The organism is Staphylococcus sp. MSU001 (genome assembly GCF_052976705.1).
On record NZ_JBRIKK010000047.1, the window covers coordinates 1 to 834 of the forward strand.

Annotated in this window: 1 pseudogene; it reads left to right on the top strand. The window is 29.9% G+C overall.

Annotated elements, in window-relative coordinates:
• Nucleotides 1–793, top strand: a pseudogene (locus ACVBFA_RS11635) (ISL3-like element ISSha1 family transposase); the annotation flags it as partial.
• Nucleotides 794–834 lie beyond the last annotated feature (41 nt).

An 834-nucleotide genomic window follows, 5' to 3' on the forward strand; every position in this document is an offset into this window, starting at 1 on the left:
TATAGGAAAAATGAGCTTTATTTATGCAGATGCTGTATCGCACCGCATCGTAGATGTGGTAGCGGATCGTAAGTTAAAATCGCTTAAAGATCATTTTTATCGCTATTCTTTAAAACTCAGACAAAAAGTCAAAACAGTAACGATTGATATGTATGAACCATATATGTCACTAATCAAACAATTATTTCCTAACGCGAAGATTATTATTGATCGTTTTCATATTGTTCAATCTTTAAATCGAGCGTTAAATATGTCTAGGGTTCATGTAATGAATAGTTATAGAATCTCTAATAGACCGCTTTATAATAAATATAAAAGTTATTGGAAACTATTTCTTAAACCTTTTGAAACGCTAGAAGCATTTAATTATCATAAAGTCCATTTATTTAAAGAGTGGAAAACCGAAAAAGGCATTATAAATTACTTATTAGGTGTAGATGTAGAATTATTTAATACATATCACTACGTTCATGAGCTAAGAAGATTATTAAAAGAAAATCAAATAGAGAAATTTAATCATAAACTCTTTTCTATTCATCTTTCAGATGTGTGTCCTAAATTACGCCCAGTCATTAGAACTTTAAGACGATTAGCAACTTTCATTGAAAATACTATGACATATTCTAACCTGACCAACGGTCCGTTAGAAGGAATTAATAATAAAATCAAACTCATTAAAAGGGTATCTTTTGGTTATAGAAATTATGATAATTTGCGTAATCGAATTATTATAACTTCGCGACTATTTGCCTCAACAACAAAAAAAGAGATTAAACAACCTAAGGTTGCTTAATCTCAATATTTGGACTCATCAGTCCGATTTGACGTAGACCC